Origin of the sequence: Salinimonas chungwhensis DSM 16280 (assembly GCF_000378185.1) — a bacterium.
Classification (GTDB): Bacteria; Pseudomonadota; Gammaproteobacteria; order Enterobacterales; family Alteromonadaceae; genus Alteromonas; species Alteromonas chungwhensis.
This window is the reverse complement of the sequence record NZ_KB899380.1, coordinates 123,356-147,932: the sequence shown is the minus strand read 5'-3', so window position 1 is coordinate 147,932 and position 24,577 is coordinate 123,356. Positions and strand designations below refer to the sequence as shown.

Sequence of the window (24,577 nt, the reverse complement as noted above, 5' to 3'; positions counted from 1 at the left end):
TCAGTTCAGGCGAGAGCCGCTACCATACCCATGACCAGTTGTGCCGAATTTTTGGCAGCTGTGTCCAGGTATTCCTCAAAGGATACGGTGGAAGTTTTTCCGGCAATATCGGATAACGAACGAATAACCAGACAGGGGGTGCCAAGCAAATGACAGGTTTGTGCAATAGCAGCTCCTTCCATTTCACAAGCCTTCATATCGGTATAGGTGGCGCGTATTTTATCTGCTGCTTCATCACTACCGATAAAGGCATCGCCGGTGCAGATGAGCCCGGTTTTATAAGCAACATTTTCCAACTGGCTGGTGGCCGATTTAGCCGCATTAATCAATCGGGGATCGCACTCATAAACTGCGGGCATATCCCCAGCACACTGGCCGGGCGCATAGCCGAAAAATGTCAGGTCCACATCATGATGAACCAGAGCGGACCCGATGACCACATCGCCGATACGCAGTTCGCTATCAAAGCCACCTGCTGAGCCGGTATTGACGACATAATCTGGCGCAAAGCGCTCTATTAATGCCGTGGTTGCCATCGTCGCCGCAACTTTCCCGATGCCGCATTTGACCAGCACAATATCCTGCCCGTGCAGCGAGCCCTCATAAAAGGTCAGATGATGCCACCTTTGGGTGGAAAGGTTTTCAAGAGATGATTTAAGCAGGGCCACTTCCTGATCCATGGCACCAAGGATTCCAATTTTTGACATAATTTAACGTTCTTAAGACGCTCGGAGCGTAAATGAAAAAAGTGACAAATATGGTAATACGAATCGGCAACAACTGACAGCCCTGAGCGGAAGAATAGCCCTGAGCGCAAGAATAGCCCTGAGCGCAAGAATAGCCCTGAGTGCATATAACATCACAGAATAAATCTGACAGTATCAGAGAGACTTACAGGCGTAAAAAGATAGGAAGCCACACTGGGGGCGTGTGACTTCCCGTAAACCGTTATGCAGCAGCGCGGCTGGAACGCACCGGGCGGGTTGGCCGCTTCGGTGTTACAGGATTGTAGGAGGGTACCTGAGCCAGCTTATTTTGTTTGCGCCGATAAGGGATGAGTTTGGTTTCCAGACATTCGCGGATCTCTTCCACTGTATAGCCGGACTTCACCTTAATACGGGCGTGGGGGATCCCGGCGGCGTCCAGTGAACCTGACACAAACCAGTCACGCTGGGTTTTATATCCTTCTTTACCGGCATTATGCACAAGGTCCACTGCAAGCACCGGTGTCATATCTTCTTTATCGCACAAAATGAAGTCCAATTGACGGGAAGAGGCACGGGCGAGGGCCGCGCTTGCTTGTTTTTTAGATGTATTCTGCCGCACCGACAGGACATCGCAAAGACGTACCCGACAAAGAATGCGAAACTCCCGGCCCATTGACTGTTCAATCAGGTTCAAAAAAGTATGTTCAACAGGCGTGAAAAGCTGTTGTCTGCGTTTAAAGGGGAATGCCACACCACCGTCTGACAGTTTAATGGCACCTGCGGCCACCACAATCAGCAACATCATAAGAATTATAGCCAGTTCCATAACAAATCCTCGACAAAGTATGCAAAAGTGTCGGTTTTCTGACACGTGCATGAAAAAAATCATCTTCAAACAGGTATTTGCAAAGGTGGTGCCAATCTAAAAACAGACGTTATAAACAGAAAGAAAAAAGCGTTGGGGAAGAAACGGAATTCAGTGAAAAAACGCTGGCGTTACCATGCGGTTGGGACGCAATGTTGGTAACGCCAGACTAATACTGGACTTACTGGCGGGCTAGCAGAGTGTCTATGACTAATAAATCAATTTGGGAGCCTGTATTATCCGGCGAAATAACCACGCGAATATTGTTTTGCTGCGCTGCCAGCACGACCCGTCCGTTAAATTGACTAATCACATCAAGTTCAGGCATAGCCTGCTGATACCAGTCAATAATTTGCTGATTATCCATGGGTGTATGAAAGACTAACGATGCTGGCATATTATCGTCAAAACGCTGGCACTGCATCGCATCGCCAGGCATGGTAATGCTGTAAAAATCGCCCGGGCAAGCGGCGGTATCCGGTTGGCTGCTATTGGCGTTAGAGGAGAATGAAACTGCAAAAAATGCAGAGAGTGTCAACGCACCTAAAAACTTCATAATTACCCGTTTCTTTGTTTAATTAATGCACCTGACTACTATAGGTTTGCCGTCATTGAGCAGCAACTGAACAAGGGGATTATTAGGTATGCTAAATGATATTAGCGTATTGCAAAGGAAAGAAAAAAGCTGCGAGATGAACTGTCGCAGCTTTTTTTAAAGGGATTATACGCCCAGATAGTCTAAAATGCCGCCGGCCGCTTTACGGCCTTCATCAATGGCGGTGACTACTAAATCGGAACCACGCACCATATCGCCACCGGCAAATATCTTCGGATTAGCAGTCTGGTAGGCAAACTTACCTTTGGAAGGGGCTCTGACCCGGCCTTTTTCATCCAGAATAATGCCGTGGTCGGCAAACCAGCTGGCCGGGCTTGGCTGAAATCCGAACGCGATGATCACAACGTCGGCTTCCAGTATATGTTCAGACCCTGCTATCTCGACAGGACGTCGACGCCCGTTAACATCCGGCGGCCCCATTTCTGTTTTTACCAGTCTTACGCCCTTTGCCCTGCGGTTTTCGTCAACAGCAATATCCTGAGGCTGAAGGTTAAAACGGAATTCGACACCTTCCTCCCGCGCATTGACGACCTCTTTGCGGGAACCGGGCATACTTGCTTCGTCCCGGCGGTAAGCACAAATGACTTTTTTCGCACCCTGACGAATGGATGTGCGAACACAATCCATGGTGGTGTCACCACCGCCCAGGACCACCACGGTTTTATCTTTCATATCGATAAAATCCGCGGGATCTTTCTCAAGGCCCATGACGCGGTTGGTGTTGGCAATCAAAAATGGTAGCGCTTCGTGGACACCTTCAACGTGCTCATGTTCAAAGCCACCCTGCATGGCCTTATATGTGCCCATTCCCAAAAACACCGAGTCATACTGCGCCATAAGCTCTTCGATGGTGATGTCTTTGCCTATTTCTGTGTTCAGAACAAACTCAACGCCCATTTCGGTGAAAATTTCACGGCGCAGTTTGACCACGTCCTTTTCGAGTTTGAACGACGGTATACCGAAAGTGAGCAGCCCGCCGATTTCCTCGTATTTATCGTATACAACAGGCTTAACGCCATTGCGGACTAAGATATCAGCACACGCAAGACCTGCCGGTCCGGCGCCAATGACAGCAACTTTCTTATCGGTCCACTCGACATGGGACATATCCGGTCGCCAGCCCATTTTAAAAGCGGTATCAGTAATATATTTTTCAATACTACCGATAGTGACGGCACCGAATTCGTCATTAAGGGTACAGTCGCCCTCACACAATCGATCCTGAGGACATACCCGACCGCATACCTCAGGCAGGCTGTTGGTTTTATGAGAAAGCTCAGCAGCTTCTATAATCCGCCCTTCGTTAGCCAGATCCAACCACTGCGGAATGTAGTTATGCACCGGGCATTTCCACTCACAATAGGGGTTTCCGCAATCCAGACAGCGGTCTGCCTGACCTTCTGTCTGCGACTGGCTCAGCGGCTGATAAATTTCTGCAAATTCAGATTTACGAACCTGAATGGGCTTCTTGGGCGGATCGATACGTTCAACGTCCACAAACTGATAAACATTTTTAGCCATGTGTCATACCTCCTACTGCGCCTGAATGCGAAGTTCATCGCTGGAACGGCTGATATGGCCCAGCAAATTTTTCACGTCACTGGTTTTGGGCTTAATAAGCTTTATTTTTTCAAGGGTACCGGCAAAATCCGTAAGCAGGTTTAATGAGTGCTCACTTCCCGTTTCCTCGTAGTGCTGATTGATTAGCCCACGCAGATGCTCAACTAAAATGTTCTTATCGGCCACTTCCATAATCTCGACTAGCTCGTCGTTAACACGGTCAGCCAGATCGTTTTCCGTATCAAGCAGATAAGCAAACCCACCGGTCATACCGGCACCAAAATTCACGCCGATCTTACCTAACACAGCCACAATGCCACCTGTCATGTATTCGCAGCCATTATCACCACAGCCTTCAACCACAGCAATGGCCCCGGAGTTACGCACCCCAAAGCGTTCGCCGGCGCGGCCGGCAGCAAATAATTTACCGCCGGTGGCTCCGTACAGGCAGGTATTACCCATAATCGCGCTGTTCGGCGCATCAAAGGTAATTCCGCGTTTGGGGTAAATAACCAGTTTTCCACCGGTCATTCCTTTACCTACATAGTCGTTGGCGTCACCTTCTATGCGCATATGCAGACCGCCAGCATTCCAGACGCCGAAACTCTGGCCCGCCGTACCGGTAAACTGAATTTGTATTGGCTTGTCTTCCATATCCTGATTGCCATGAACCTTGGCGATCTCGCCAGATAACAGCGCACCCACTGAGCGGTCAGTGTTACGGATAGGATAGTGCAGGTAAATACCACTGGCATCGTGCACAGCCTGCTGACCATCTTTAAATAATCGTGCGTTTAGTTCGCCTTTATCCATGGGTTGGTTCGTCGTCTGCGAGTTAAACAGCCGCGTATGTTCACCCGGGTGGGGCATCGCCAGTAGTGGCGACAAGTCAAGACGATTCTGTTTAGCTGAAATGCCATCGAGCATTTTAAGTAAATCAGTTCGTCCTACCAGATCGTCAAACTTGGTGACCCCTAAGGAGGCCATAATTTCTCTGACTTCCTGTGCGATGAACCTGAAATAGTTCATCACCATTTCGGGCAACCCGATAAAATGTTCCTCACGCAATTTTTCATCTTGCGTGGCAACCCCGGTGGCGCAATTATTCAGATGGCAAATCCTTAGATATTTGCAACCCAGAGCCACCATGGGGCCGGTACCAAAACCGAAGCTTTCGGCGCCCAGACAGGCGGCTTTGACTACATCAAGGCCAGTCTTCAGACCGCCATCGGTTTGCAGACGAACTTTGTGACGCAGCCCGTTTTCCACCAGCGCCTGCTGTGTTTCTGCCAGGCCCAGCTCAAACGGACTGCCGGCATATTTTACAGACGTCAGTGGACTGGCACCTGTACCGCCATCATACCCTGAGACGGTGATAAGATCGGCGTACGCTTTTGCCACACCGGTGGCGATGGTACCCACACCGGGTTCGGAAACCAGTTTCACCGATATCAACGCGGCCGGATTGACCTGTTTCAGATCGAATATCAGCTGCGCCAAATCCTCTATCGAATAAATATCATGATGGGGGGGAGGGGAAATCAGGGTCACTCCCGGCACGGAGAAACGCAGTGTGGCAATATAGCGATTAACCTTATCGCCTGGTAACTGCCCACCTTCACCAGGTTTAGCGCCCTGGGCAACTTTAATCTGAATAACATTGGCATTAACCAGATAATGAGGCGTTACCCCAAAACGGCCTGACGCCACCTGTTTGATTTTTGAGTTTTTCTCAGTGCCAAAGCGGGAAGGGTGTTCACCACCTTCACCTGAATTAGACTGACCTCCAAGGCGATTCATAGCAATAGCCAGCGCTTCGTGTGCTTCGGGGCTCAACGCGCCAATCGACATTGCTGCGGTATCAAAGCGTGGGAACAGATTTTCTGCTGATTCTACTTCGCTGATATCAACCGGATCCGTTTGAGGATTAAGCGCCAGTAAGTCCCGCAAGTGAGCAGGGTCGCGCTCATTGACCTGACGGGCATAATCCTGATAGTCGTCATATTTACCGCTGACCACCGCCTTTTGCAGCGACATTACTACGCCTGGATTATAAGCGTGATACTCGCCATCGTGCACATATTTTAACAGACCGCCATGTGAAATAGGCTTACGTTTCAACCAGGCTACGCGGGCCTGATTAAGAATGTCCTGTTCGAAGTCTGAAAAGCCGGCTCCCTGAATCCGTGAGGCGATTCCATCGAAGCACAGTTTCATGACTTCCTGATTGATACCAATGGCCTCAAACAGTTTTGCGGAGCGGTAGCTTGCCACGGTACTGATGCCCATCTTGGACATGATTTTATAAAGGCCTTTGTTAATGCCTTTACGGTAGTTGATAGTGGCGTCCATGGCGGAAATATCAAGTTCACCCTTATCACACAATTGCTCGATGGTTTCGTAGGCTAAGAACGGATAGATCGCGGTCGCGCCCAGGCCAATTAGTACGGCATAATGATGGGGATCGCGGGTGGTGGCGGTTTCCACTACAATATTTGCGTCGCAGCGCAGAGCGTTATCCACCAGCCGACGCTGTACCGCACCCACGGCCATTGCCGCTGGTACCGGTAAACGGTTCTTGCGAATATTTCGGTCTGAAAGAATAACAAACGCGGCTTTTTTCTGTTTAACCAGATATTCCACTTCATTGCAAATACGCTCAATAGCTTTACGAAGCCCTTCTTCCTGAGAATACTGCAGCTCTACAATCTCAGAATAATAATTATCCGGATTAAACTCGCGCAATTGCTTAAGATCGGTATACATCAGAATCGGCGACTGAAAAAGTACCCGGTCGGCGTAACCCGATGTTTCGCTAAATACGTTTTGCTCGCGGCCGATGCAGGTGGCCAGCGACATGACATGATTTTCTCGCAACGGATCGATTGGCGGGTTGGTAACCTGTGCGAATTGCTGACGAAAGTAATCATACAGGGTGCGGGTTTTCGAAGACATGACCGCCATCGGCGTGTCATCGCCCATTGAACCTACTGCTTCCTGCCCATCCTTTGCCAACACCTTTATTACCTGCCGAATTTCTTCGTAGCTGTAATTAAACAGCTTGTGGTAGATGGCCATGGTGTCATCATCGAATACACGGGTACCGATCTGTGTTGCATCGGCTTCCTCAACCGGGGTCAGATGACGAATATGTTTATCCAGCCACTCCCGATACGGATGTCGATCTTTTAACTCATCATCAATTTCATTCGAACGCCACACTTTGCCGTTGTAAGTATCAACCGCTAACATTTCACCGGGCCCAACCCGGCCCTTCTCAATAACATTTTCTTCCTGGTAATCCCAGATACCTACTTCTGAGGCCAGCGTAATGAAACCGTCGTTGGTGATCACATAACGGGCGGGGCGCAACCCGTTTCTGTCAAGGTTACATGCTACATGGCGGCCATTAGTAAGAACAATCCCGGCCGGGCCGTCCCAGGGTTCCATGTGCATGGAGTTGAATTCGTAAAACGCACGCAGATTATCGTCCATGGTACGGTCGTTCTGATAAGCGGGCGGCACTAGCAGACGCATCGCTCTAAATAAATCCATCCCTCCGGCCAGAAACAGCTCAAGCATATTATCCAGCGAGGAAGAATCAGACCCTTCAGAATTCACATAAGGCGCGGCATCTTTTAAGTCAGGAATGAGTGGCGTGGAGAATTTTCCAGTCCGGGCCTTGGCCCAGTCACGGTTTCCTTTAATCGTATTAATTTCACCATTGTGGGCCAGAAAGCGGAAAGGCTGGGCCAGTGGCCAACGCGGTAATGTGTTGGTAGAAAAACGCTGGTGAAATACGCAAATAGCGCTTTGCATGCGTTCATCCGCCAGATCTGCATAAAACGCAGGCAGATCTTTAGGCATTACCAGCCCTTTGTAAATTGTTACCAGGCTTGATAAGCAGGCTACATAAAAGTCTGGATCTGTCTCCAGACGCTTTTCGGCGCGGCGACGAACCATATAAAGGCGGCGTTCAAGGTCACGCTTACGCCATCCTGGCGGGGCGTTCACGAAAACCTGTTCAATTTTGGGCACGCCGGTCAATGCTAATTCGCCAAGTACATCATTATTGACGGGTACTTCGCGCCAGCCAGGCACGTCTAACGTTTCTTTTTCAAGCTCTTCGTTCAACACATCCTTGGCTTGCTGCGCTAGCACCGGATCCTGGCTTAAGAAAACCATACCTACCGCGTATTTTTTGCTTAGCTTCCAGCCGTTTTCGCTGGCGATGGCCTTAAAAAATGCGTCAGGTTTTTGAAGCAAAAGGCCGCAGCCGTCACCGGTTTTTCCATCGGCAGCAATTCCGCCTCGATGTTGCATCCTGTCCAGACCATGTATGGCTGTTTTTACCAACTGATGACTGGCCTCACCATGTGTATGGGCAATTAACCCAAACCCACAGTTGTCCCTTGAATCATTGGGATTGTATAAACTCATCTCTAAACTCCTTCAACCTTCGACTGGGCAAGGTACAGGCTGCATTGTTCGCGCTTGCGGTGCAGCGTTGTCAGACATCTTATTATTTACAGGCTAATTGTGGCCCTTTTTGGCGTGTGTCTGTTTTTATTGTTATTTATTATTAGAGGATACCAGCCATGTGCTCCGCATCATTATGCAGTATTGCAGTGCGGGGGTACAAAATACCCATATCAGCAGATAAAATCAATTCATAACAACCATGCTATTTAGTTCTAAATGATGAAAAATAATAAAAATACAATAAATCAGTGGCTTGTATTATTTCTGGGAAGAGAACGACATAAGCTGATAACGAGCATCATCCTTTATTTTAGTATAAACATACTAATTTTCTATATTTAGCTTTTTGTTAATGATGAATAAATATCTTCAACACTCGATTATTTATACGGTTTATTTACAATTCAATGCATATTTTTTAACATTTTTGCATTCACGTTTAAACGAACAGGCAGGCCCCTGAAACGTTATTGATGATTCACTAAATTTTGTTTACGCACCTGTTAAAAATGGTCGGGGTCTTGCATTGTAATCAGTAAGTGTTGATTGGCGAACTCTGTAGCCAGACCGTCATGCACGATAACTACTGCCGCCATCTCGGCTGTGACATTCATATTTGACGAAATTTTTAAGGTGAAGCTATGTTTGATATTCATGTATACGATGAAGAAGAAATCGAAGATATCGCAGTTCCAGGGTATAACTAAAGCGATATCAAAAACTTATCTAAGGTTTTTTAACAGTTACGCTGTTTTGAATAATCTCTGCCGGTGATTGTTGACCCTAACCATTTGGGTCAGCCGGCACCTCATCTACCCGTACTTCCTCTCTGACGTATTCCTCAAGCCTGACGGCACATGTTCATTTGCGTATTGATTATTGGCAGCCCCGTAGCACAAGCCATGAGTGATCACAGTGCAGCTGTCGCCGATTTGGTGCACTGTCCATTGATTTTTTAGTATCTGCTCGTCAGTTATTTGTTCCGTATGTAAGACCTGCTAGGATACGTGCAGTTTTATCTGAGAAAAAAGTTATATGCATCAGGATTCTCCTAACGATTCATGGGCTATTCGCATTGCCCAGTTTGTCAAACGCTTTGGCACGCTTAAGCTCAGTATCTTATTTGTGCTGGTTACCCTGGTGTTTACCCTCGGCAGCTCATACGTTGTCAGAGTCAGTCTGGGTAAAAGTGTTCAGCCTGACGATTTTATTATTGCTATCATCATTACATTGTTGTCGGCCCCCTGGGTGCTGTATTTCTTCAGCGAGCTGGTTAAACAGCTGGAAAATTCCCGGACCAATCTTAAGGAAGTGGTCAGTCAGTTAGAAAGGCTGCGCGAAGAAGACGTATTTTTGAATCGCGAACTACAATCCAATATCCGCCAGTTGAATCATGAAATTGAGCAGCGTAAGCAAGCCCAGAATGAGCGTGAGGCGGTGTTCAAGGAATTAGAAAAAGAAATCGATGATAAATCTTATTCTGAGGAGCAGGCGCGGCGCCTTTCCACCCTGTTGCGCTCTATCATTGATGCCTCGCCTGACCTTATTTATTACCGAAATGAAGAAGGGCGGTTTGCCGGATGTAATCGCATTGCTGAACTGTTAACCGGCAAAACCGAAGAAGAGTTGGTCGGGCTGACCCTGCACGATGTTTTTGAAGAAGAGCTGGCCAGTCAAATAGTGGCCAGTGACCAGGAGGTATTAGAAACCAACGCCAGCATTACAGAAGATCTGTGGCTGCGTTTTGCGGATGGCCGCCGTCGTTACTTTGAGATGAAACGTGTGCCGTTTTTCGATGCGGCCGGTAATCGGCTGGGGCTGCTCGCGTTTGGACGGGATATGACCGAAAGAAAACAGGCAGAAAGCGCAGCCGCCAAAGCCAGCACCGATAAAACCCGCTTTATAGCCACCATTAGCCACGAACTGCGTACGCCGCTAAACGGCATTGTGGGTCTTAGCCGAATGTTGCGGGATACAGATTTATCGGAAGAGCAGTTTAACTGGGTCAGTACGATTTACGCCAGCGCCATTACACTGGGTAATATTTTTAACGACATAATCGATTTGGATAAACTGGATCGGGATAAGCTGGAACTGAGTCTTAAAACTGTTTCGTTGCGGGATTTCACCGAAGAATTATCCAGTATTATTCGGCTACTGGCCGCGGATAAGGGGCTGGAACTGGTTACCACAATCAATGAGCCGCTACCGCACCAGGTTGAGGTGGACGGCACCCGACTGCGCCAGATCTTATGGAATATTCTGTTCAATGCTGTCAAATTCACTCAGAAAGGGGAGATTAGCCTGCAGGTGTCTGCTACCGAGCCTGCTAACGATATCAGCATGGTAACCTATGTGGTGCAGGACACAGGGGTGGGGATCCCGGAGTCTGAAATAGACAAAATTTTTGCCATGTACTATCAGGTAGATCATCCCAATCATCAATCGGCGACCGGCACAGGTATCGGGCTGGCTATTTGTACGCAAATGGTAGAGCTGATGAATGGAGAAATACGGGTATCCAGTGAGGTCAATAAAGGCACCCGGTTCGAGATAGAGCTGCCGGTGCAGATTTCAACCAAACCGATGCAGGCGTCAAAATTGCTGGTTACTGATCTTAATATTTTGCTGGTCGAGGATATCGAGCTTAATGTCATGGTTGCCAAAGCGTTGCTTGAAAAGCTGGGGCAGAGCGTAGATGTGGCAATGACCGGTCAGGAAGCCATCGATAAAGCGCGCGAAACTACCTACGACTTGATTCTGCTGGATATCCAGCTACCTGATATGACCGGTTTTGATGTAGCCAACGTGTTACATGAAGAAGATTTGGTGATGCAGACGCCGATTGTAGCGCTGACCGCGAATGTGATTAAAAAACGTGAAGAATATCTGCAAAATGGTATGGACGATGTCATCGCCAAGCCGATTAAAAAGAGCAGAGTGATTGAAGTTTTTAATTTGTTGTTTGCTGAGCCTGCAGCACCCACACCAGAAGGTGTTGAGCAAAAGCGCGATAAGCCGGATACAAACAAATCACTGTCAAATATTCTGGATATGGAACTGTTGCAGATGCTGGTGGATACTATTGGCGAAGAAATGGTCCGGGCCAGTGTTAAAGTATTTCAGGAAAAAATGCCCGAATATATGGAGATATTGCAGTTGAGTCTCAGCGCAGATGAGAAATCAGAAGTTTGCTCGCAGGCGCATAAAATAAAGGGTGCAGCAGGCTCTGTTGGTCTGTCCCGGGTGCAGCGAATTGCAAACCAGATTCAGCAGGGTGATCATCCCGCCTGGTGGCAGAATGTTCATGATTGGGTGGAAGAGCTGCAGATGGCCGTTCAGCATGACATGATTGCGCTGGATGAATGGCTCAATGAGCAGGTATTGGAAGACTAGTGATGAATGAACAGGATCAGTGGGAGTTTGAGAACCGTCGTATAAATGTGTCTGCGCTGCCTGATATGATGGACGTGGAGCTTACTCAAATATCACCCCGTTATCGGGTAGTGAATCTGTCGATTACCGCAGCAGTCGTGATAATTTTAGTGGCAATATTGAGCTTTTTGCGCTTTCAGACATTTATGGTAGTGCCATTTAATCTGAATGCGTTCTACCCGGCCATAGTGACCGGTGTTTGTAGCCTTGGCGGTCTTAATTTGATTTATCATTTCTTTGCCGATAAAAAAATCAAATATTGTTTGCGTGAGCAGGATCTGGTGATGCAGCAGGGGCTGTTTTTAAGAAAAATTGCCTGCCAGCCGATACTTAGAATCCAACACATTGAACTTAAACGGGGGCCCGTGGAGCGCAGCGTCGATCTGGCCACATTACAGGTTTTTTCTGCAGGCGGTTCTTTACATACCTTTGAAATTCCTGGCCTTCGACTAAACGATGCCCAGCGCATTCGTCAGTACATCCTCAGTCATAAAGAGCTTAATGCCAAATGAGGTTGCAACACAAATGGATAAAATAGAGCAACCCGGCAGTTCGTCGGCTACTACCCGCATCTCTGTTGCTACCGGTAATCGTTGGCGGCGGCTGGCACCCATTGCTGTGCTTTATTTTATTGCCAGCAATATTAAAAGCATGGTGCAAAATGCGCTGTATATTATCCCGGCTTTGGCAATCAGCGCCCAGTCTACAGGCATTTTGCAAACAAGATGGTTCTTTCCCGTGCTGGCAGCCTTATTAGTATTGATGATAGGCAGTGGATTGATCAGCTACCTGTTTTACCAGTTTCGTGTGCGTAATGGCCATGTGGAAATCAGAATGGGCCTGTTGCGGCGACGCCACATCAATCTGCCATTCTGGCGAATTCAGAATATAAAGGTGGAGCGTCCTTTCTACTACCGGCTGACGCAATTTGCAGTGGTTATACTTGATACTGCAGGCTCTGCCAAAGAAGAAGCAAAAATTGTTGCGGTTACCCGGCAGTATGCGGCGCGGCTTCGAGCCGAAATTCTTAGTGAACGTAACGAGTTTTTGCAAACTAGCGATAATTCGCAGACGGCACCTGATGCATCGGTAAGCAAGCCCGCTGACCAGTCTTCAGATAAAGAGGACCGGGTCATCAATCGCCGCTCAGTCAAAGATTTGGTTATCCATGGTATTACCAATAACCGGGTTTGGATTGTATTGGGTGCAATGGCGCCATTTTACGATGATCTGGCTCGGTTGGTGGGAGAGTGGCTGGAACAACAGGGCCTTCAGTTAGAACAGCTGGCAGGTTCGGCCAGCGTTGCCTGGTGGCAGTGGGGCTTGTATGCCTTTACCATTATTATGATCATCATGGCCGCCATGGCGCTGTTTTCTGTGGGTGGCTCATTGCTGACTTATTATGGGTATACACTGACCCGCAGCGGTGATCGTTATATACGAAAAAGCGGTTTGCTAAGCCAGCAGGAAGTCAGTATGCGCCAATCCAGAGTGCAGATGGTGGCAGTAAAACAAGACTGGTTGGATCGTATACTGCGACGAGCGAATATCTTTTTTGAACAAAACAAAACCGGCAACCAACAGGGGCAGGAATTAATGGCCCCGAATAAGTTACTGGTTCCGTCTGTCACACTATCTCAGGCCAGCGCACTATGCGAAGAGGTTTTGCCGTCCAGCCAGCCTTTTTCTCGTGATTTCAGTCCTATAACAGGGTTTTATCTGGTGCATATGATAGGCGTGCGTGTGCTGCCGATATTGTGTTTTCTTCTGGTAGTATTAGGCTGGCAAGGTCAGTGGCAGGCTATGGCGGTGGCGCTAGGTGCAGCAACAGTATTGAGTGGTGTAATATGGCTCAGGTTCAGATGCTGGGGTTTTGCCCGGGACAAGAATTATCTGTATGTACGCAGTGGGATCGTGGGCAAGGATTATCAAATACTACCACTTTACAAGATACAGCAGGTCGTCATACAACAAAGTATAATGATGCGGCGTCGTAAGCTTGCCACTATTCGGCTAATTCTGGCCAGTGGCACGGTTTCTATACCGTTTTTAACACAAAAGCAGATAAGTTATTTATCCAGGGTCGCGCTGGCGGAAGTTGAGGTTAGTGCCAAATCATGGATGTGATAGCGATGTGCGCTACGTCAAAAGGGCCGGACGAATTTTTTCGCTATCCGGCCTTTACTATTTAGTCAGACGGGGGAACATGGACCCAGCCATGCATCAATACCCGGGCGCTGCGACTCATAATCGCTTTATCCACTTCCCACCGATCTCCGTTTTTTGATGCTTTAGCACCGACTTTCAGGGTGCCGGAAGGATGGCCAAATACTACCGATTCACGTTCGTTGCCGCCGGCTGCCAGATTCACCAGGGTGCCCTGTATCGCGGCGGCAGTACCGATAGCGACGGCGGCTGTGCCCATCATCGCATGATGCAGCTTACCCATTGACAGGGCCCGTACCAGAAGGTCAGTATCATCACTGCCAATCTGTTTGCCGCTAGAGGCCGTGTAGTGAGCCGGCGGCGCCACAAAAGCAATTTTAGGCGTATGCTGGCGAGCGACTGCCTCGCCTACATTGTTAATTAAGCCCATTTTAACCGCGCCGTGGGCACGCAAGCTTTCGAATTTCGCCAGTGCCCTGGCATCGCTGTTTATGTCATCCTGAAGTTCAGTGCCGGTGTAACCAACATCTTTGGCATTAACAAAAATCGTAGGTATACCAGCATTTATGAGCGTTGCTTCTATCGCCCCAAATTCAGGTACATCAATGGTGTCGACCAAATTGCCGGTGGGAAATAATGCTTTTTCGCTATCAGCCGGATCGATAAATTCGATTTTTACTTCCGCTGCCGGAAATGTCACACCGTCTAATTCAAAATCGCCGGTTTCCTGTACTTTACCATCGGTGACCGGGATATGGGCTACGATAGCTTTTTGTATATTAACCTGCCAGATACGTATTTCAGCGATGCCGTTTTCAGGGATTCTATCTTCAGATACCAGCCCGTTCGTAATGGCAAAAGCGCCTACGGCAGCGGTCAAATTACCGCAGTTTCCACTCCAGTCTACCACTGGTTTATCAATGGCTACCTGACCAAACAGGTAGTCCACATCGTAGCCGTCGCGTTCACTGGCAGACAAAATAACGGTTTTACTGGTACTGGATGTCGCGCCACCCATGCCATCAGTATGTTTGGCATAGGGATCCGGACTACCGATAACACGCAATAGCATGCTATCCCGGGCCGGACCAGGCTGCTGGGCATAATCCGGTAAGTCTGACAGTTTGAAAAACACACCTTTGCTGGTGCCGCCGCGCATATAGGTGGCCGGGATCTGTATTTGAGGTTGATGCGCCATGGCATACTCCTTACAAAATCAAGAAAAAAGCTGAGCAAATGCCCAGCTTTCCATTGTCTTTAACTGACTGGCTGTGCCTCTTCCGCTTCCAGGAAATCTTTAGCAAAGCGCTGCAATACACCGCCGGCTGAGTAAATCGACAACTCTTCGAAAGTATCCAGTCGACAGGTAACCGGCACATGCTCTGACTCACCATCTTTACGATTGACCACAAGCGTCAGGTCGGCGCCGGGTTCAGGCTCACCCTTCACATCGTAAGTTTCGGTGCCATCCAGCTTTAACATGATACGGGTTGTGCCAGGCTTAAACTCAAGGGGCAGTACGCCCATTCCAATCAGGTTAGTGCGGTGAATGCGTTCAAAGCCTTCGGCCACGATAACTTCCACCCCTGCCAGGCGCACGCCTTTGGCTGCCCAGTCGCGGGAAGAACCCTGCCCGTAATCAGCGCCGGCGATAATTATCAGCGGTTGCTTACGCGACATGTAGGTTTCAATTGCTTCCCACATACGCACAACTTTACCTTCCGGTTCCAGCCGGGTTAGTGAGCCCTGTACCACTTCACCCTGTTCTTTGACCATTTCGTTAAAGATCTTAGGATTAGCCAGTGTCGCCCGTTGCGCGGTGAGATGATCACCACGGTGGGTAGCGTAAGAGTTATAATCCACCTCAGGCACACCCATACTGGTCAGGTATTCACCAGCTGCACTGGTTGGCAAAATCGCGTTAGAAGGGGATAAATGGTCAGTGGTGATATTATCCGGCAACAATGCCAGCGGCCGCATCCCGGTCATTGTACGTTCAGCTGCCAAAGCACCTTCCCAGTAAGGAGGGCGGCGAATATAGGTGCTTTGTTCGCGCCAGTTATACAATGGATTCAAATCTTTACCGTAATCCACCTTGAGGTCGAACATTGGTTCGTAGACTCGGGTGAAGTGCTCAGGTTTGACATAATTAGCCACTACGTGATCGATTTCTTCATCGCTGGGCCATAAGTCTTTGAGCGTAATTCCATTGCCGTCTTTATCGGTGCCCAGCACATCTTTTTCGATATCAAACCGGATTGAACCGGCTATGGCATAAGCTACCACCAATGCTGGCGAGGCCAAAAAGGCCTGTTTTGCAAACGGGTGGATACGACCGTCGAAGTTACGGTTTCCCGACAGCACGGCCACTGAGTATAAATCGCGCTCTTCCAGTTCCTGCTGAATTGTTGGATCCAGCGCCCCACTCATACCGTTGCATGTAGTACAGGCAAATGCCACCACACCGAAACCCAGTGCTTCAAGCTCGTCCATCAGGTTCGCTTCTTCCAGGTATAGCTTTACGGCCTTAGAGCCGGGCGCCAGGGAGGTTTTTACCCAGGGCTTGCGGGTCAGTCCGTATTCGTTGGCTTTTTTAGCCAGCAAACCGGCGGCCACTACATTCCGGGGGTTACTGGTGTTGGTACAACTGGTGATAGCCGCAATGATAATTGCACCATCAGGCATCTGGCCCGCTTCATGCTCCACCGAACCCAGCAAGCCATGTTGCTTCAAATCGCTGGTGGGCAGACTGGCATGCGGTTTAGACGGACCGGCCATCGTTCTGTTTACGGCACTTAAATCAAATTCAAGAATGCGCTCATAATGGGCCGTCGCCAGGTCATCAGCCCACAATCCGGTATGTTTAGCGTAATTTTCCACTAACGCCACCTGCTCGTCATCACGGCCGGTGAGTTTGAGATAATCAATGGTTTGCTCGTCAATGTAAAACATTGCTGCGGTGGCGCCATACTCAGGTGTCATATTGGAAATTGTCGCGCGATCGCCTACTGTCAGATTGGAGGCTCCTTCGCCGAAAAACTCCAGATAGGCACTGACGACTCGTTGCTCGCGTAAAAATTCAGTCAGCGCCAGAACGATATCCGTTGCAGTAATGCCCGGTTGAGGTTTACCTTTTAATTCAACGCCCACAATATCCGGCAAACGCATGTACGAGGCCCGGCCCAGCATCACGCTTTCCGCTTCAAGGCCACCAACGCCTACAGCGATAACGCCCAGGGCATCAACATGCGGTGTATGACTGTCAGTGCCTACCAGTGTGTCGGGAAATGCAACGCCATCTCTGGCATGGACTACAGGCGACATTTTTTCCAGATTTATCTGGTGCATGATGCCGTTGCCTGGTCCGATAACATCCACATTTTTAAAGGCGGTTTTGGTCCAGTTTATGAAGTGGAAACGATCGTCGTTGCGGCGATCTTCGATAGCCCGGTTTTTTTCAAAGGCATCTTTTTCAAACCCGGCATGTTCGACTGCCAGAGAGTGATCAACAATTAGCTGCGTTGGGACAACCGGGTTTACCTTAGACGGGTCGCCGCCTTTTGCTGCAATAGCATCGCGCAGACCGGCGAGGTCGACAAACGCGGTCTGCCCCAGTATGTCGTGACAGACAACCCTTGATGGAAACCATGGGAAGTCGTGCTTGCGCTGGCGGAAAACCAATTGCTCCAGAGATTGGGTAAGGATATCTGGCGGGCATTTTCGCACCAGGTTTTCCGCTAACACTCTGGCAGTATAGGGTAGGGTGTCGTAAGCGTCAGATTTAATGTCATTGATGGCCTGACGGGTATCGAAATAATCCAGCTTACTGCCCGGTAAAGGCTTTCGATAATCGGTATTCATAACGGTCTCTTTAATGTAAAAGCGGCGCGCTCCAGGCGCGCCGCTTTAGAATTTTTAGTCACGCTCATGCATCGGTGGAACAGGGCGAAGTTCTTCGCCGGTATATTCTGCAGACGGACGGATAATACGATTATCTGCACGCTGTTCCATCACATGGGCGGCCCAACCGGTAAGGCGGGACATCACAAAAATCGGTGTGAAAAGCTTGGTAGGAATGCCCATAAAGTTATAGGCGGAGGCGTGGAAGAAATCGGCATTACAGAACAGCTTTTTCTCGCGCCACATTACTTCTTCGCAGCGTTCTGAAACGGCGTAAAGTACATCATCACCCACATCTTCGGAGAGCTTTTTCGACCATTGTTTGATGATTTCATTGCGTGGGTCGCTGTCTGAGTAAACAGCATGACCAAAGCCCATGATTTTTTCTTTGCGCTCCAGCTTGCCCATCATTTCTTTTTCAGCATGCTCCGGAGAGGTGAAATCCTCAATCATGTCCATTGCCGCTTCATTAGCACCGCCATGAAGCGGGCCACGCAATGAGCCAATAGCGCCGGTGATGCAAGAATGAATATCGGACAGCGTGGAAGCACATACGCGGGCAGTAAATGTAGAGGCATTAAACTCATGCTCAGCATAAAGGATGAGTGAAACATGCATAACATCTTCATGTAACTGCTTGGGTTTTTCCCCGTGTAACAGGTGTAGAAAGTGACCGCCGATTGAGTCATCGTCGGTATTTTCATCGATTCTTACACCGTCGTGGGTAAACCGGTACCAGTAACAAATGATGCCTGGAAAAGTGGCCAACATCCGCTCTGTGGCATCCTGCTGCTGATCAAAGTTTTGTTCACCCTCAAGATTACCAAGCACTGAACAGCCTGTGCGCATAACATCCATAGGATGTGCATCTTTGGGAATACGCTCCAGCACCTCTTTAAGTGGCTGGGGCAGGCTGCGAAGTGACTTAAGTCTTTGTTTGTATTCGCTTAGCTCACGTTCATTAGGCAGTTTTCCTTTCAAAATGAGATGCGCCACTTCTTCAAACTGACAATTATTCGCCAGATCTTTGACATCGTAGCCACGATAGGTCAGTCCTGAGCCGGATACGCCGACTGTTGAAAGTGCTGTTTTACCTGCTACCTGTCCGCGCAAACCTGCGCCGCTGAGTTGTTTAGCCATGGATTATCTCCTGAAAATGTAGGAACAAAGGGTCAAAAGTTATTAGTTTTTATTCTGTGTAAATAAATCGTCGAGTTTCTGTTCGTACTCGTGGTAGCCAAGATAATCGTACAGATCCATGCGGGTCTGCATATCGTCTACGACGGCTTTTTGATCGCCGTCGTTGAGTATTGTCTGATAGACACGCTCGGCGGCTTTATTCATTGCCCGAAATGCGCTTAAGGGATAAAGCACCATGTCGGCGCCCCATTCGGCAAGCTCTTCTTTATTCCACAGCTCGGTTTTTCCAAACTCCGTGATATTGGCCAGAATCGGGACATCCAGCGCCTCTGCAAATGCCCGATAGTGCGCTTCAGTCTGTACCGCCTCGGCAAAGATTCCATCGGCGCCGGCTGCCACGTAGGCTTTGGCCCGCTCAATAGCAGCTTCTAGTCCTTCCTGCGCAAACGCATCAGTGCGTGCCATAATGAAAAAATCAGGGTCAGTACGAGCATCCACTGCGGCCTTTATGCGATCGACCATTTCCGCTGTTGATACGATTTCTTTATTAGGGCGGTGGCCGCAACGTTTCTGAGCAACCTGATCTTCCATATGCACTGCTGCGGCACCGGCTTTTTCCATATCCTGAATAGTTTTTGCGATGTTAAACGCGCCACCCCAGCCAGTATCAATGTCTACCAGCAAGGGTAAATCACAGGCCCGCGTAATACGCTGTACATCTTCAAGAACATCATTGAGCGAGGTCATTCCCAGGTCCGGAAGACCGTACGAGGCATTAGCCACCCCGCCACCAGATAAATAAATGGCTTTATGTCCAATCTCTTTGGCCATGATTGCTGAATATGCGTTGATGGTGCCGACAATTTGGAGGGGGTGATTATCAGTCAGCGCCTGACGAAATTTTTTTCCTGCACTTTGCATAAGTATTTTGCCTCTGTAGGGTTAGGATGAGGTTGAATTTAGTTTTTGTTGAATATTGTTTTTCGAGTAAAGAATATGTCGGCGCATTAAAATTTCTGCCAGTTCACCATCTCGATGAACAATCGCCCGCACTATGTTGTTGTGTTCCTCGAATGCGGTGGTAACACGTGGACCAGCCATACCCAGTTGTACTCGATACATGCGAACCAAATGATAGATGCCATCAATAAGTACGCTGATAAGATGCGTGTTCTTGCTACCCAGGACTATGCGATAATGAAAGTCCACATCACCGGCTTCCTGATAATACGATTCGCCGCTGCTTACCTTATTAGAATGAGCCTGAAGTAAAGACTGTAAATCCGTAATTTCAGTTTCACTCATATTGGTCGCTGCTAGCCGGGCAGCCATACCTTCTAAAGCTTCCCGCACCTGATATAGCTGGACCAGACCCGCGGCCGACAAGGTTACAACCTTGGCGCCCACATTCGCTTTGCGCTCTACCAAGTGGCAGGCTACCAGCCGATTAATTGCTTCTCGGATTACTGCACGACTGACTGCGTAACGTGTCGACAATTCTGTTTCGCTTAATTTAGCGCCGGCACCGATGACCCCTTCAACAATGTCGGTGCGCAATTGATAAAATGTTTTATCGGCACTGGTAACAGGCGTTTCGAGAGGTAATGACATCTTGAAATTGGCGTTATTTAAAGAGGTGGTGTCGACAATATAGGCTTAATAACGGGAGGCGTCAAGATTTGGACGGGGTATTGTCGACAAAGCATCGGTTGATGCTTTGTCGGTATGCGAAATTTATTTTGCCTGTTGCAGACGCACGACAGATTCTGCGTTCACTTCATAGTCTTCAAAAAAATCATCTTCCAGGGAGGTAGTGATTTTTACCCGATCGCCGTGTTTCAACTGTAGATAACCCTCATCGTCCAGTGGATTATCCTTAAGGTCATCGACTTCAATATTCAATGTGCCATCGCCGACATCGAACTGAAAGGTGTCATCTGTGACGCCACTAACATTGCCGATCAGGGTGACCTGGGCTTTATCCAGATCGACGCCGGCAGCCGAAATAAGCATATCAGATTCATTTTCCACTGATTCTGAGGCAATAAAGGCAGTACCAATATCCTGCATATATAAACTTGCTGCTCTCATTTTACCGTTTTCCAGCAGGTTTTGATTTAGCATACCGGTTACAGTGACGCTAGCGCCTTGCAGTTTTTCAAAAGCGCGCTCATCCAGCATTAGTGCATCGGTTTCCACGGTAATCTCGCCTTCACCAAAATCGACGGTGACTGACTGTTGGTCGGTCCGGGTTACACTACCGGTAAGCGTCATCCACGTAGTGCTGACCTGCGAGGTAGCCACAGGAACACTGTTGGTATTTGTTTCCTGTGCGATTGAAGACGTAGCAAACAGTGATGTTGAAATCAGTGAAGCAAGCATTAGCTTAGTAGCGTTCACGAAAAGCTCCTTATTGGGGGGGTAAGGTAAGCGATCAGCAAAATTGCTAATCGACTCGAAATCTATTCATGGATCGCAGATGCAACTTTGGTGCTATATAGATAAGTCATTATATTTCAAAATGATAGAGGGATCGTGGGCGGTTACTATTGTAGTAAAGGCACACCACGGTGTAGCGTTTACAGATAGTAAATTGGTCAGGAGGCCTGCCGTTCGTTAAGTACCGCGTTTCCAATGCCAGGCTTTAACCTTACGCTGTTGAAAAGCGACAACAGTGCGATAACGCCCATAAACACCATAGTAAGCTGAAAGTCCGCAGTGACTGGGGTATTACGTGATTCGTCGATGATAAATGTTGCCAGTGCTAATGCTAATGCGCCGGCAGTGATTCCCATGCCGCGCGTCATTTGCATAAGTACAGCGCTTAATGTATTAGCATCGCGAATATACGTCTGAGGGACATCCGCAAAGCTAAGGGTATTTAGCACTGTCAAATGCATGGAGCGGGTCATGCCGCTTAAAAATAAAATCAAACCTAATTCCCAGCCAGCAGTGCTTTCACTGCACAGCGCAAGTACGAAAAAGCCGGTTGCCACAAGTATCGTGTTATAAACCAATACATTTTTAAACCCAAATGTATTCATAATCCAGGTGGTCGCCGGCTTAATTGCCAGGTTGCCGGCAAACAGCCATAACAGGAGCGTGCCAGCCTCGACAGGGCTGTAACCCAGTCCAACCTGCAGCATCAAAGGAATGATAAATGGTGCGCTGGACAATGCTATGCGTATAATCGAGCCACCGGTCATGGTGGCGCGAAACGTATTAAACCGTAGCGCAGCTAATGAAAATAACGGGTTGGATGTGGTAAGCATATGGCGAACCGCAAGACTTAATATTACTACACCTGCCACTACGAGCAGCGCAGGTATGGTCATATCATCAGGTCGGGCACTGAATGACTCCAACCCCGCCATAAGCATTCCAAAACCTAATCCACTAAGTGTGAATCCAACAACGTCGAACTTTTGCCACTGACCTTTTTCATTACTCAATAACCAATGGGTAAAAAGCAGAGCCACTGCGCCTAGCGGAATGTTGATGAAAAAAATCCATGACCAATGCCAGGTTTGTGCAATCCAGCCCCCCAGTACGGGTCCAATAAGCGGGGCGCCCAGGGCCGGCCACGTGAGAATTGCCATGGCTTTGACAATTTGCTCTTTGGGCAGATTGCGCAGTACCACCAGACGGCCCACAGGTACCATCATAGCGCCGCCAATGCCCTGAAGTATACGAGCCAGGGTAAACTGCAGTAATGTTTCACTCAGGCCGCACAGTACTGATGCGCCCACAAAGATAAGGATTGCCAGCGAAAACACGCGTTTGGCACCAAAACGATCTGCCGCCCAGCCGCTAACCGGAATAAAAATAGTAACGGCAACAAGGTAGGCGCTGACGCCTACTGACAGATGAGCAGCGGGAACACCAAACTCACTGGCGATAATCGGCAGCGCGGTAGTAATGATGGTTGCATCCAGAATTTCCATAAATAGTGCAGCGGCAACCAGTAAGGCTGTCGCAGTTTTATGAGATAAAGATGGCATGCCGATGAATGATCACTTGTGTTGAGCATAAATAAAAAGATGCGCCTGTACAGGGCGCAGACAGGCCCTGTACAGGCGGTGATTCACTAACCTGTGTCTATAAGATGCTGACGGTAGGAAGGATCAATGACTGTCAGGGTAACTATGTTTCAGGTGATTTCGAAAGCCCGAATGACTCGTTGCACACCTTCCACATTTCTGGCGATATCCACAGCATAGGTCGCCTCCTGATTGGTGACTCGGCCCATTAAAAAAACCTCGGCATTTTCCACCACTACTTTAATCTGCAATGCTGGTACATTTTCGTTAGCCAGCAGCTTCGCCCGGATTTTATTTGCCAGCCAGATATCATAGGCCTGTGACGTAGCCGCCTGCGGCTGGCCCACGCGAACCTGATTATGAATTTTGTGGATGTAATCTACCTGTTGTACCTCATTGACAGCCTGAGATATCAATTGTTGATCAGGGGCCTGGCCGGTTAACAGTGCAACGCCGTTGTACACGTCAACCCGCAGGTTTGCTGAATCCTTTAACCGATCGTATTTGGCCCAGCGAAAGGATACTTTGCCCTCAGCGTTCTGATCATCCAGTTGCGTGCCCACGGTACGGCGATCATTAGCGACTTTTGCCGCCGCTGCTGCGCCCGCACCCACTGCCGCAACGACACAGCCCTGGAGTTGGGTCACAGTAAAAATTAAAGTAAGAACGCACGCAGCAAAACAGCGTTTGGTCATCTATCCGTTTTCTCCGTCATCAGCTGGAAAAAGACTGTCATCAATGCATTCGCACAGGTTGTGAATCACCAGCAGATGTACTTCCTGAATGCGCGCAGTCCGATTGGAGGGGACGCGTATCTCAACATCATGCTCACTGAGAAATCCTGCCATTTCTCCGCCATCTTTACCAGTCAGTGCAACAATGGTCATGTCTCTGGATAATGCAGCTTCCATCGCCGCAATTACGTTCCGGGAATTTCCACTGGTTGATATCGCAAACAAAATATCGCCGGACTGGCCCAGCGCCCGAACCTGTTTGGCAAAGACCTCGTCGTAGCTGTAGTCATTAGCAATTGAGGTTAGGGTAGATGTGTCAGTACTTAACGCAATTGCCGGCAAGCTGGGACGATCCCGCTCATAGCGGTTGAGCATTTCAGAGGAGAAATGCTGAGCATCGCCGGCTGATCCTCCATTGCCACAACTTAATACCTTGTTGCCGCGGATCAGTGCTTCAACCATCATCATGGCAGCTTTCTCGATAGACTCAGGAAGTACTTCAGACGCGGCTATTTTGGTCTGAATACTTTCAGTAAAATTGGCTTTTATATTTTCAATCATAGTGCTTCACTTTCCAGGCAAAGAAGTTATCCGGCAATGTTTTTTATCCATTGCAGATTATTATTATCTAATGCTACCACATCCACACGCATGGGTGTGTGGTTAGGGTTATGACCCTGTGCCAGCATATATTGTTCAAAACAGGTCTGTATCTTGTGAAGTTTTGTCGGCGTTACGAACTCGCTGGCAATACCGTGGGTGGGCCGCTTTCTGGCCTTTACCTCAATACATACCCAGGTTTTATTGTCGCGCATGACTATATCCAGCTCGCCAAAACGCGTGTGATAATTACGCGCCTCCAGCGTCAAGCCCTGTGCCAGAAGGTAGTCGGTTGCGCGATCCTCTGCTTGCTGGCCCGCTGCTCGCGACAC

18 protein-coding genes are annotated in these 24,577 nt (G+C 48.7%); 3 read left to right on the top strand and 15 right to left on the bottom strand.

The features are described 5' to 3' along the window. Nucleotides 1-5 precede the first annotated feature (5 nt). The 5 genes from F458_RS0110195 to gltB form a co-directional block, all read right to left on the bottom strand. Nucleotides 6-707, bottom strand: a complete 702-nt coding sequence (locus F458_RS0110195) for a 5'-methylthioadenosine/adenosylhomocysteine nucleosidase (protein WP_018983317.1) — start codon at nt 705-707, stop codon at nt 6-8. A 241-nt stretch (nt 708-948) separates the two neighbouring features. Further along, on the bottom strand, nt 949-1,533 hold the full coding sequence (locus F458_RS0110190) for a DUF2726 domain-containing protein (protein ID WP_018983316.1): 585 nt from the start codon (nt 1,531-1,533) through the stop codon (nt 949-951). Between the two features lie 220 nt (nt 1,534-1,753). Beyond that, nucleotides 1,754-2,128 carry a hypothetical protein gene (locus F458_RS19375; protein ID WP_018983315.1) on the bottom strand — a complete coding sequence of 125 codons (375 nt, stop codon included), beginning with the start codon at nt 2,126-2,128 and terminating at the stop codon, nt 1,754-1,756. A 165-nt stretch (nt 2,129-2,293) separates the two neighbouring features. Beyond that, the gene (locus F458_RS0110180; protein ID WP_018983314.1) at nt 2,294-3,709 is read right to left on the bottom strand and encodes an FAD-dependent oxidoreductase; all 1,416 of its coding nucleotides are present in this window, start codon (nt 3,707-3,709) and stop codon (nt 2,294-2,296) included. A 12-nt stretch (nt 3,710-3,721) separates the two neighbouring features. Next, nucleotides 3,722-8,188, bottom strand: coding sequence for a glutamate synthase large subunit (gene gltB / locus F458_RS0110175; RefSeq protein WP_018983313.1), 4,467 nt, complete (start codon nt 8,186-8,188; stop codon nt 3,722-3,724). 1,077 nt (nt 8,189-9,265) lie between these two features. On the opposite strand from gltB, the gene arcB reads away from it, so the two are divergent. The 3 genes from arcB to F458_RS0110155 are packed head-to-tail and all read left to right on the top strand — an operon-like array spanning nt 9,266 to nt 13,792. Continuing rightward, nucleotides 9,266-11,626 carry an aerobic respiration two-component sensor histidine kinase ArcB gene (arcB, locus tag F458_RS0110165; RefSeq protein ID WP_018983311.1) on the top strand — a complete coding sequence of 787 codons (2,361 nt, stop codon included), beginning with the start codon at nt 9,266-9,268 and terminating at the stop codon, nt 11,624-11,626. A 2-nt stretch (nt 11,627-11,628) separates the two neighbouring features. Beyond that, the gene (locus F458_RS0110160; RefSeq protein ID WP_018983310.1) at nt 11,629-12,177 is read left to right on the top strand and encodes a PH domain-containing protein; all 549 of its coding nucleotides are present in this window, start codon (nt 11,629-11,631) and stop codon (nt 12,175-12,177) included. Beyond that, the gene (locus F458_RS0110155) at nt 12,167-13,792 is read left to right on the top strand and encodes a PH domain-containing protein (RefSeq protein WP_018983309.1); all 1,626 of its coding nucleotides are present in this window, start codon (nt 12,167-12,169) and stop codon (nt 13,790-13,792) included. Before F458_RS0110160 ends, F458_RS0110155 begins: the two co-directional genes overlap by 11 nt. Before the next feature lie 61 nt (nt 13,793-13,853). On the opposite strand, the gene prpF is transcribed toward F458_RS0110155, so the two are convergent. The 10 genes from prpF to F458_RS0110105 form a co-directional block, all read right to left on the bottom strand. Continuing rightward, complete coding sequence (prpF, locus tag F458_RS0110150; protein ID WP_018983308.1) at nt 13,854-15,029, bottom strand: 2-methylaconitate cis-trans isomerase PrpF; 1,176 nt, start codon at nt 15,027-15,029, stop codon at nt 13,854-13,856. Nucleotides 15,030-15,088: 59 nt separating this feature from the next. After that, nucleotides 15,089-17,692, bottom strand: coding sequence for a Fe/S-dependent 2-methylisocitrate dehydratase AcnD (gene acnD / locus F458_RS0110145; protein WP_018983307.1), 2,604 nt, complete (start codon nt 17,690-17,692; stop codon nt 15,089-15,091). Nucleotides 17,693-17,746: 54 nt separating this feature from the next. Next, nucleotides 17,747-18,871 carry a bifunctional 2-methylcitrate synthase/citrate synthase gene (gene prpC, locus F458_RS0110140; RefSeq protein WP_018983306.1) on the bottom strand — a complete coding sequence of 375 codons (1,125 nt, stop codon included), beginning with the start codon at nt 18,869-18,871 and terminating at the stop codon, nt 17,747-17,749. Between the two features lie 42 nt (nt 18,872-18,913). Further along, nucleotides 18,914-19,792, bottom strand: a complete 879-nt coding sequence (prpB, locus tag F458_RS0110135) for a methylisocitrate lyase (protein WP_018983305.1) — start codon at nt 19,790-19,792, stop codon at nt 18,914-18,916. 21 nt (nt 19,793-19,813) lie between these two features. Next, nucleotides 19,814-20,482, bottom strand: a complete 669-nt coding sequence (locus tag F458_RS0110130) for a GntR family transcriptional regulator (protein ID WP_018983304.1) — start codon at nt 20,480-20,482, stop codon at nt 19,814-19,816. Between the two features lie 123 nt (nt 20,483-20,605). Further along, complete coding sequence (locus tag F458_RS0110125) at nt 20,606-21,271, bottom strand: hypothetical protein (protein WP_156824219.1); 666 nt, start codon at nt 21,269-21,271, stop codon at nt 20,606-20,608. A 197-nt stretch (nt 21,272-21,468) separates the two neighbouring features. Continuing rightward, nucleotides 21,469-22,872, bottom strand: coding sequence for an MFS transporter (locus F458_RS0110120; protein ID WP_018983302.1), 1,404 nt, complete (start codon nt 22,870-22,872; stop codon nt 21,469-21,471). Nucleotides 22,873-23,021: 149 nt separating this feature from the next. Next, nucleotides 23,022-23,606 (bottom strand): division/outer membrane stress-associated lipid-binding lipoprotein, encoded by a 585-nt coding sequence (gene dolP, locus F458_RS0110115; protein WP_018983301.1) that lies wholly within the window; start codon nt 23,604-23,606, stop codon nt 23,022-23,024. Next, the gene (locus F458_RS0110110) at nt 23,607-24,206 is read right to left on the bottom strand and encodes a phosphoheptose isomerase (protein ID WP_018983300.1); all 600 of its coding nucleotides are present in this window, start codon (nt 24,204-24,206) and stop codon (nt 23,607-23,609) included. It abuts the gene before it with no gap. 26 nt (nt 24,207-24,232) lie between these two features. Further along, a complete protein-coding gene (locus tag F458_RS0110105) occupies nt 24,233-24,577 on the bottom strand; it encodes a YraN family protein (RefSeq protein WP_018983299.1) in 345 nt (114 codons plus the stop codon).

Excerpts from the sequence above, each read along its gene's own strand:
- F458_RS0110195 (WP_018983317.1), bottom strand. The coding sequence starts at position 707 with ATGTCAAAAATTGGAATCCTTGGTGCCATGGATCAGGAAGTGGCCCTG.
- F458_RS0110190 (WP_018983316.1), bottom strand. The coding sequence starts at position 1,533 with ATGGAACTGGCTATAATTCTTATGATGTTGCTGATTGTGGTGGCCGCA.
- F458_RS19375 (WP_018983315.1), bottom strand. The coding sequence starts at position 2,128 with ATGAAGTTTTTAGGTGCGTTGACACTCTCTGCATTTTTTGCAGTTTCA.
- F458_RS0110180 (WP_018983314.1), bottom strand. The coding sequence starts at position 3,709 with ATGGCTAAAAATGTTTATCAGTTTGTGGACGTTGAACGTATCGATCCG.
- gltB (WP_018983313.1), bottom strand. The coding sequence starts at position 8,188 with ATGAGTTTATACAATCCCAATGATTCAAGGGACAACTGTGGGTTTGGG.
- arcB (WP_018983311.1), top strand. The coding sequence starts at position 9,266 with ATGCATCAGGATTCTCCTAACGATTCATGGGCTATTCGCATTGCCCAG.
- F458_RS0110160 (WP_018983310.1), top strand. The coding sequence starts at position 11,629 with ATGAATGAACAGGATCAGTGGGAGTTTGAGAACCGTCGTATAAATGTG.
- F458_RS0110155 (WP_018983309.1), top strand. The coding sequence starts at position 12,167 with ATGCCAAATGAGGTTGCAACACAAATGGATAAAATAGAGCAACCCGGC.
- prpF (WP_018983308.1), bottom strand. The coding sequence starts at position 15,029 with ATGGCGCATCAACCTCAAATACAGATCCCGGCCACCTATATGCGCGGC.
- acnD (WP_018983307.1), bottom strand. The coding sequence starts at position 17,692 with ATGAATACCGATTATCGAAAGCCTTTACCGGGCAGTAAGCTGGATTAT.
- prpC (WP_018983306.1), bottom strand. The coding sequence starts at position 18,871 with ATGGCTAAACAACTCAGCGGCGCAGGTTTGCGCGGACAGGTAGCAGGT.
- prpB (WP_018983305.1), bottom strand. The coding sequence starts at position 19,792 with ATGCAAAGTGCAGGAAAAAAATTTCGTCAGGCGCTGACTGATAATCAC.
- F458_RS0110130 (WP_018983304.1), bottom strand. The coding sequence starts at position 20,482 with ATGTCATTACCTCTCGAAACGCCTGTTACCAGTGCCGATAAAACATTT.
- F458_RS0110120 (WP_018983302.1), bottom strand. The coding sequence starts at position 22,872 with ATGCCATCTTTATCTCATAAAACTGCGACAGCCTTACTGGTTGCCGCT.
- dolP (WP_018983301.1), bottom strand. The coding sequence starts at position 23,606 with ATGACCAAACGCTGTTTTGCTGCGTGCGTTCTTACTTTAATTTTTACT.
- F458_RS0110110 (WP_018983300.1), bottom strand. The coding sequence starts at position 24,206 with ATGATTGAAAATATAAAAGCCAATTTTACTGAAAGTATTCAGACCAAA.